Origin of the sequence: Gloeocapsopsis crepidinum LEGE 06123 (genome assembly GCF_015207655.1) — a bacterium.
Lineage (GTDB): Bacteria > Cyanobacteriota > Cyanobacteriia > Cyanobacteriales > Chroococcidiopsidaceae > Gloeocapsopsis > Gloeocapsopsis crepidinum.
In genome coordinates this window covers 1-7,338 of the sequence record NZ_JADEWN010000112.1, presented here as the reverse complement: position 1 = coordinate 7,338, position 7,338 = coordinate 1, and the positions used below count along the sequence as shown (strand labels likewise).

Annotated in this window: 6 protein-coding genes; 1 reads left to right on the top strand and 5 read right to left on the bottom strand. The window is 40.7% G+C overall.

What is annotated here, in order from left to right; translation table 11 throughout:
* Window positions 1–202: 202 nt before the first annotated feature.
* Both IQ230_RS25545 and IQ230_RS25540 read right to left on the bottom strand, forming a co-directional pair.
* Entirely contained in the window at window positions 203–1,525 is a 1,323-nt protein-coding gene (locus tag IQ230_RS25545; RefSeq protein WP_193934996.1) for an O-antigen ligase family protein, read from the bottom strand.
* Between the two features lie 17 nt (window positions 1,526–1,542).
* Entirely contained in the window at window positions 1,543–2,385 is an 843-nt protein-coding gene (locus tag IQ230_RS25540) for a YaaW family protein (RefSeq protein WP_193934995.1), read from the bottom strand.
* Window positions 2,386–3,104: 719 nt separating this feature from the next.
* Between IQ230_RS25540 and IQ230_RS25535 the strand changes: the two genes are divergently transcribed.
* Window positions 3,105–3,458, top strand: coding sequence for a late competence development ComFB family protein (locus IQ230_RS25535; RefSeq protein WP_193934994.1), 354 nt, complete (start codon window positions 3,105–3,107; stop codon window positions 3,456–3,458).
* Between the two features lie 23 nt (window positions 3,459–3,481).
* Here IQ230_RS25535 and IQ230_RS25530 read toward each other — a convergent pair whose 3' ends face one another.
* The 3 genes from IQ230_RS25530 to IQ230_RS25520 form a co-directional block, all read right to left on the bottom strand.
* Window positions 3,482–3,811 carry a DUF3140 domain-containing protein gene (locus IQ230_RS25530; protein ID WP_193934993.1) on the bottom strand — a complete coding sequence of 110 codons (330 nt, stop codon included), beginning with the start codon at window positions 3,809–3,811 and terminating at the stop codon, window positions 3,482–3,484.
* A gap of 6 nt (window positions 3,812–3,817) precedes the next feature.
* Window positions 3,818–4,033: a hypervirulence associated TUDOR domain-containing protein gene (locus IQ230_RS25525; protein WP_193934992.1), complete on the bottom strand. Its 216-nt coding sequence runs from the start codon at window positions 4,031–4,033 to the stop codon at window positions 3,818–3,820.
* A gap of 367 nt (window positions 4,034–4,400) precedes the next feature.
* Window positions 4,401–7,316 (bottom strand): hydantoinase B/oxoprolinase family protein, encoded by a 2,916-nt coding sequence (locus IQ230_RS25520; RefSeq protein ID WP_228055385.1) that lies wholly within the window; start codon window positions 7,314–7,316, stop codon window positions 4,401–4,403.
* Window positions 7,317–7,338 lie beyond the last annotated feature (22 nt).

Below are 7,338 nucleotides of genomic sequence, written 5' to 3'. Positions count from 1 at the left end.
CAGTAATTCCCATTGTTCATCTGTGAGATCGGTACGATATGATTGACCCATGACTCTCGTTCTCTGTCATTTTTTGCTATTGACAGGTTATTGTAACGAGAGCTTTTTTACTTTTCAGACCTCCTCTTAGTTCCTTCCTTCGCTAATGAGCTAAGTTTAAGTGTAAAAGTTGTGTTTGGTTGGTTATTAGAGTAAAGCGGTATTAAACATCTTTTTGTTGCACAAATGGCTTATATTTGCTCGTATGTTTGCAAACGCCACAAATTGCCGCTAATAGTATCCAAAATAATGTATTAAGACGTAAATCAAAAATTGTGACGTCTACAGTATTGAACAGTATACAGGCGAAAAATGCCACAAGGTAACTAAAAAAAATAATTTTGTCCTGAGTGCTTTGTACTGCAGTTACTGTATTTGTATCCCAGTTACGTAAGAGTTGAACACTAAGAAATAAAATCCACCCAACCCAAAGACTTAAGAATACAATCCCTAATATGCCTGTTTCCGCTGCGAACATGAGGAAAAAATTATGCGGATGTCCTAGCCAAACATGCATGTGATTTTCATACAAGGGTGTAAAATTACGCAATCCCCAACCTGTCAAAGGACGTTGTTGAGTTAAAGACAGTGTAAATTGCCATTGAGTAGTGCGTAAAAAAGGAATTGGTCGATTTGGGTAGAGTTGGTCTGTTAATCTTGCCCAGAAAAACTGAGGCACAACTGTTCGTAACAGATGACTCAACGGTGAGGGAGCAAAAGCAGCTAAAACAATAGTACCAGCGATCGCACTAACTCCCATCACTAACCACCACCAGCTTTGATAAACTGCGAAGGCAAGAATGGAGAAGCAAGCGATCGCCCAAGCATTGCGCGAATTTGTCAAGATTAAAGCAACAAAGTTACCAACAACTGCCATCAATAAGAGCTGATTATTGAGTGTTACTTTTGGTGTGAGAGACTCTAGCCATAACCCTAATACCAAAATAAAAGTAATGACTAAATAACCCGCAAGAATATTAGCGTACATGAAAACAGAAGCCATGCGTCCAGGGGGATTACCTTGAGGGACTAGCGTCCAACCCAGAATACCTGACAACGATGCTGGAGTTGTCCAATTTAATAATAATTGCCCAAAGCCAAGGACAATGACTGGAATTGATGCGATCGCTAAAATCTTAGCTAATTGCCGCAGCTGAGCAGGTGTTTGGATAAGAGTACTAAAGGCAGCAAATAAGACAAAAAATGGTAAGAAGTTGAATAAACCTAAAGTCGCTGCTACTCGATCGTCAGCCAAAATAGTTGTGATAACTAGCCAAGCGGCTAAAATGACTAATCCCCAGTTCAACGGCGAGTGGATAATGTCACGATACTTGTGCCGCCAGGTATCAACCAATGCTAAAAATATGCCCAAAGCTCCTAAAATGGGAACTAAAGGGAAAACGAGTAACCCAATTTGAGCTAAAGTCCAGGCAGTTTGGAGACGGGCATTAGAGTGCTGCTGCAATAATACTCTTTTCTTGCCCATCTTTTTGCTTTCTCCAATTACGCAAGCTGCCAAGACTCGGTGCGAGTTAAGCGAATTTGCGCCAAGGCAAAGATTGTTGGAATAATACGGCCATAGTTCGTGGCGATCGCTCGCCATCCTAAATCAGCAAAGAACCACGTCCATAATGCAGGTCCCATCCAGGCAAAAATACCACGAACTGCGCCGTAACGTGCTGCACTCGCTGCCATGCCTCTTCGTGCTGTTTGCAACGCTAGATGGCTGTGAAATTGAGTTGCTGCTGCTGTACCACCTTTAACAAGTGCTTGTTTGGCAACTTGGTAGCTAGCAAAATGTAGAGCGAACTGTCGGGCAATTTGCTGTAAAAGGATAGGCTTCAAAACTGAACTAACGGCTAAAGCACTACCACCTTTAACTAGCAATGCTACTGGATTTTGCTGAACGATTGAGGGGACTTTTTCTGTCAATTTCAATTTGGCAAGCGATCGCTGTACTCGCTGTGTTAAGCTTTGTTGCTCTTGGCTGGGAAGATGCTTCCATGCTCGTCCTAATAAATTTAGGAATACCTCTGCTTCTAAATCAGTTGTAGTCAGATTGTTAGAGTACGGAATTTTTAGATAACGACAGACTCGAATCAATGTTTGCCGATAAGTTACTTGTTCTGTACGCCCTTGCAACACTGTCATGCCATCTGCGGCTAAATAGCGAAATCGCTGCTCAATGGCGTCTAGCCATGAAGAGCGATCGCGGCTTTGCACTTCTATTGGTTCAGGAGTGTGTAAATAATCAAGCGGATTAAATTTACGGCAAAACAAAATATCTGTGAGTTGTTGCAACTCGTCTTCAGTGGCTAATTCTAGCGCCGCTCTCAGCTCGTCCAACGTCGCTTCCTCCAAGTCCCTAGTCTACATTCTACTCTCTACCTTTTCTAGGTTAATACTTACAGTCAGTTGGATCGAGCTAATTATATTGATTTAACAGAAATTTCTTTCGTTTTTGCGATCGTGTTGAGCGATCGCCCTACTGATTAGCTACTTAATTAATTCTTACTACGTTTATTCTCTCGATCCAAATTTTCGTTTAATTAAAGGTATTCTTCAATACAATACATAAACATCAACTGAAAAACTTACTTTGATAGAGCTTGAAGCTGTCTATTTACAAAATTAGGCTAATTTAACAGGGATCAGTTGTTTACTACGTCTTCAACTTCCATTTTATTTGGTAGCTTACATTATTCACGTTTTTATGAAAGGAAAATTTAATAACTTATCAACTAATGATCGGCGATTGAAATGTTTTGTTTTGTATCAATTTAACATAAATCGATACCATTTAAAATGACTTAGTTTATATATTAAAGTAGTGGTGCATTACGCTTTTACCGAGCAGTATGAGTTTTATCAATCTGATTCTACGTTTTTTTAACAAAACAAAAGTTGGTTTGCAAATAAGATAAGCAGTTAATCAGTAGTCTTGGACAAGAACGCTATTACTCTAAGCCTCACTGCTAGCCTCAAAGAGGAGTGTCAGTTACGAAACAGTGTTAAGAATCTGTAACCTGCACATAGCGTTAAGTAAACTGGGGTGAAGTTGAAAAATGTTTAAAACAGTCGTTAATTTAACCCAGCAAGCCGTCATAACAGAGATTGAAAACGTTTTAGATACATATCCATGTCATCCTTATCAAAAAGCGTTTGCTATTCCAGATCTCCGACAAGAATTAATTGCCTATGTTCTCAATCGAATTCCCTGCGTTTATAGTGTGGTTGATAATGAACGAAAAGCAATATCATTTAACTATCAGTTGCCAAGTTCCCAGCAGCAATTACAACTCGAAAACTTAATTCACCAAGGCATCTGCTCTATCTTACAAGAAAGATCTGATTGGGTTAATCGTCACCTTCCAGAATCAGTGCAATGCAGTATTGAACCGTCTCACTGGTTTGGTTAAGTTAATTCGCTGAGAGCAATGATTTACTTCAAAGGATCGTGTCCCCAATTTTTTAACGAGTATCTCCATCGCGAGTCTTCTATGTCACTAGATGGTTTTTGTGCAGTATGGCGGTGAACGTAACTAATGACTTTCTTCATGTGAGATAAGTCATCATCTGTATAGTCACTTTTTTTCTTCTGCAAAAGTTCGACTATCCGTTTACCTGACTTGTGACCTATTGATTCATCATCTCCATCTTTTTGTCCTACTGATTGAGATTCTTCTGTATCCAGCCATGATTCAATCTCTTTTGGTGTCATATTGACAACATCAAGAAACTCATCAATAGTCGCTTTACTATCATCACTCATTGCAAACTACTCCTCAATTTTTTCTAAAGCATCTGGTTTATGTGCTGCTTCTTTTCCTGATTTATCACTTTCAACCAAGTATTCAGGGTTATCTTTTGAAGCCGCAACGTGATGTCCTTTGATATCAGTTGAGGAAGTAAGTTTTTTCTTGACTTCACCTGTAGTTTTACCTTGTGAGGTTTTCCATTCTACTTTGTCACCTTTTTTTAATTCGTCAGCCAAGGCAGTACTCCTTATGTGATATTTATTCTACCTTAGAAATTATGTTAAGAGTCATGAAGTATGCCATCAGTCTAATGATAGAGAAATCAATCCCTCGATTACCTTGAAATTAAAAAGTATAAATTTAAACGAGTTCGAGCATCATCTCAATCATCTCAATATTTCCTCTTTTATAGTTGATGTTGGAACCTAAACGAGTTATTTTAAATCCACATTTTTTGTATACTCAGCGAGGGCGAATGAATTCGCTGCTACACAAACAAAGTTTATATATGGTGCGTGGAATTACTAATAAAAGCTTTGATTGAGTGTACTAAAGTACACTTTGTTTGGATAGCCCTGAAGGAAGTTGAAGAAAGTTTGTCATTCACGCAAGAAGTTCTACCGATTCACCATAACCTCCTCCACCAGGAGTTTTAATTATAAATACATCTTTTGGTTGCATTTCAACAGTTGCAGTACTTCCTAACTCCTCGACAGTTCCATCACTACGTTCAACTGTGTTTTTTCCTACTACACCATTTTCTCCACCATGCAAACCAAATGGAGGAACAATGCGACGTCCTGAAAGGATTGCTGCTGTCATTGGTTCGCGAAACTGAAGGCGACGGATAACGCCGTTACCACCTCGATGATGTCCTTTGCCACCACTATCAGGACGAATACTAAAACTTTCTAGTAATACAGGAAACCGCCACTCTAAAACTTCAGGATCGGTGAGACGAGAATTTGTCATATGAGTGTGTACAGCATCGGTACCATCAAAGTCTTTTCCAGCACCCGAACCACCGCAAATAGTTTCGTAATATTGATAGCGATCGCTGCCGAAGGTAAAGTTATTCATAGTTCCTTGAGATGCTGCCATAATACCTAAAGCGCCATACAACGCATCAGTGATTGCTTGAGAAGTTTCGACATTTCCGGCAACAACAGCAGCGGGATAGCGTGGATTCAGTAAACAACCTTCAGGAATAATAATTTCCAAAGGTTTTAGACACCCAGCGTTTAATGGAATATCATCATCTACTAAAGTGCGGAAAACATATAAAACTGCGGCTTTACATATAGCAGCAGGAGCATTAAAATTATTTTCAATTTGTGGTGAAGTTCCAGTAAAATCAATACAAGCGCTACAAGTGGATTTATTAATAGAAGCATTTACTTTAATTGCACTACCGTTATCTAAATAACAAGTAAATTCACCGTCTTGTAATATATCAATGACACGACGTACAGATTCTTCTGCATTATCTTGAACAAACTTCATATAAGCTTGTACAGTGTTTAATTGATAATGTTCTACCATTTTGTGCAGTTCTTGAACGCCACGTTCATTTGCAGCAATTTGCGCTTTTAAATCAGCAATGTTTTGGGTAGAGTTTCGGACTGGATAGCGCCCACTTTGTAAAGTTCCTAAGAGTTCTTTTTCTCTAAATTGACCATCAGCAATAAGCTGAAAATTATCTAATAAAACTCCTTCTTCTTCTACAGTGGTACTATTAGGAGGCATAGAACCAGGAGTCATCCCGCCAATATCTGCATGGTGTCCGCGTGAGGCGACGTAGAAAAGTGGGGAGTGACTAGTAGCGAGTGAAGGGTGTGCAGGAAATACGGGAGTAATAACAGTGATATCAGGAAGGTGAGTTCCACCGTTGTAGGGATTATTCGATGCAAAAACATCTCCTGGCTTAAGAGCATTTCCACGATCTGCGATCAGTGCTTGAACACTTTCACTCATCGAACCCAAGTGAACAGGAATGTGTGGTGCATTAGCGACTAATTGTCCGTCACCGTCAAAAATGGCACAAGAAAAATCAAGCCTTTCTTTAATATTGACTGAAGAACTCGTATTTTGTAGCGTGATTCCCATTTCATCCGCGATCGCCCGAAACAAATTGTTGAAGATTTCTAGCATCACTGGATCGGGGGAAGAAGTGGCTAGTGACTGGTGGCTAGTGGCTAGTGATTTTTTAGGTTGATGGTGTGTTCGCTGTAGAATTAAGTGGTTGCGATCGCTTACTGTTGCAGTCCATCCTGGTTCAATCACATTCGTCCCTGTTGCTTCCACAATCAGTGCGGGACCTGAAATAGAGTCTTTGGGTTGCAATTTCTCGCGTTGAAACACAGGCGTGGCGTGCCAAGCATTCATTGTATATATTTGCACCGTTGCTAGTGCTACTTTCTCGTTACTCTTACGTAAAATAACTTCCTCTTTAGGAACATCATTTTTACCCACCACCTCAACTGAAACCGCCTCAACAATTAATCTTTTCTCCGGCGCAATAAACCCGTAACGCTGACGATGCAAATTCTCAAACTCTCGTCGCATCACTTCTACATCACCACAATTCACCATCAAAGCTGCATCTGTCCCTTGATACCTCAAATGCACCTTGCTTAAAACCTCAATACCCTTTGTGTCTGTGTGGTTCAATTCCTCCTTCCCCTCAGCCTCCAACACAGCCAATACCTCTAATAAATCCAACTCCTCACTCAAAACCTCCTCTACAGCTTGTTCCCGAATTACCCGTACATCAGCCAAACCCATGCCATAAGCAGACAACACTCCTGCATAAGGATGAATAAACACTTGCTTCATCCCCAACGCATCCGCAATTAAGCAAGCGTGTTGTCCACCCGCACCACCAAAGCAGCACAATGTATATTCAGAAACATCATAACCACGTTGGAGAGAGATTTTTTTAATCGCATTTGCCATTTTTTCAACAGCGATCGCTAAAAAACCACTTGCTACTTGTTCCGGCGTGCGATCATCTCCAATTTCCCTTGCTAACTCCTCAAACTTCCGTCGCACAACTGCCGCATCCAATGGTAAACCGCCATTCAGACCAAAGACTTTTGGAAAGAAGTCTGGTTGTAACTTTCCCACCATGACATTGCAGTCAGTTACTGTTAATGGACCACCTTTAGCATAAGCCGCAGGTCCTGGATGAGCACCTGCTGATTCTGGACCTACACGATATCGCGCTCCATCAAACTGTAAAATTGAACCACCACCAGCTGCCACTGTATGAATTGCCATCATCGGAGTACGCAAACGCACTCCAGCCACTTCAGTTTCAAAGGTGCGTTCATACTCGCCGTTGTAGTGGGCAACATCAGTAGAAGTTCCACCCATATCAAAGCTGATAATTTTGTTAAATCCAGCTATCAAGCTTGTTTGTACTGCCCCCACAATTCCACCAGCAGGTCCTGAGAGAATACTGTCTTTTCCTTGAAAAGTTTGAGCATCAGTAAGACCGCCGTTTGATTGCATGAACATTAAAGAGGGGTGAGGGGTGAGG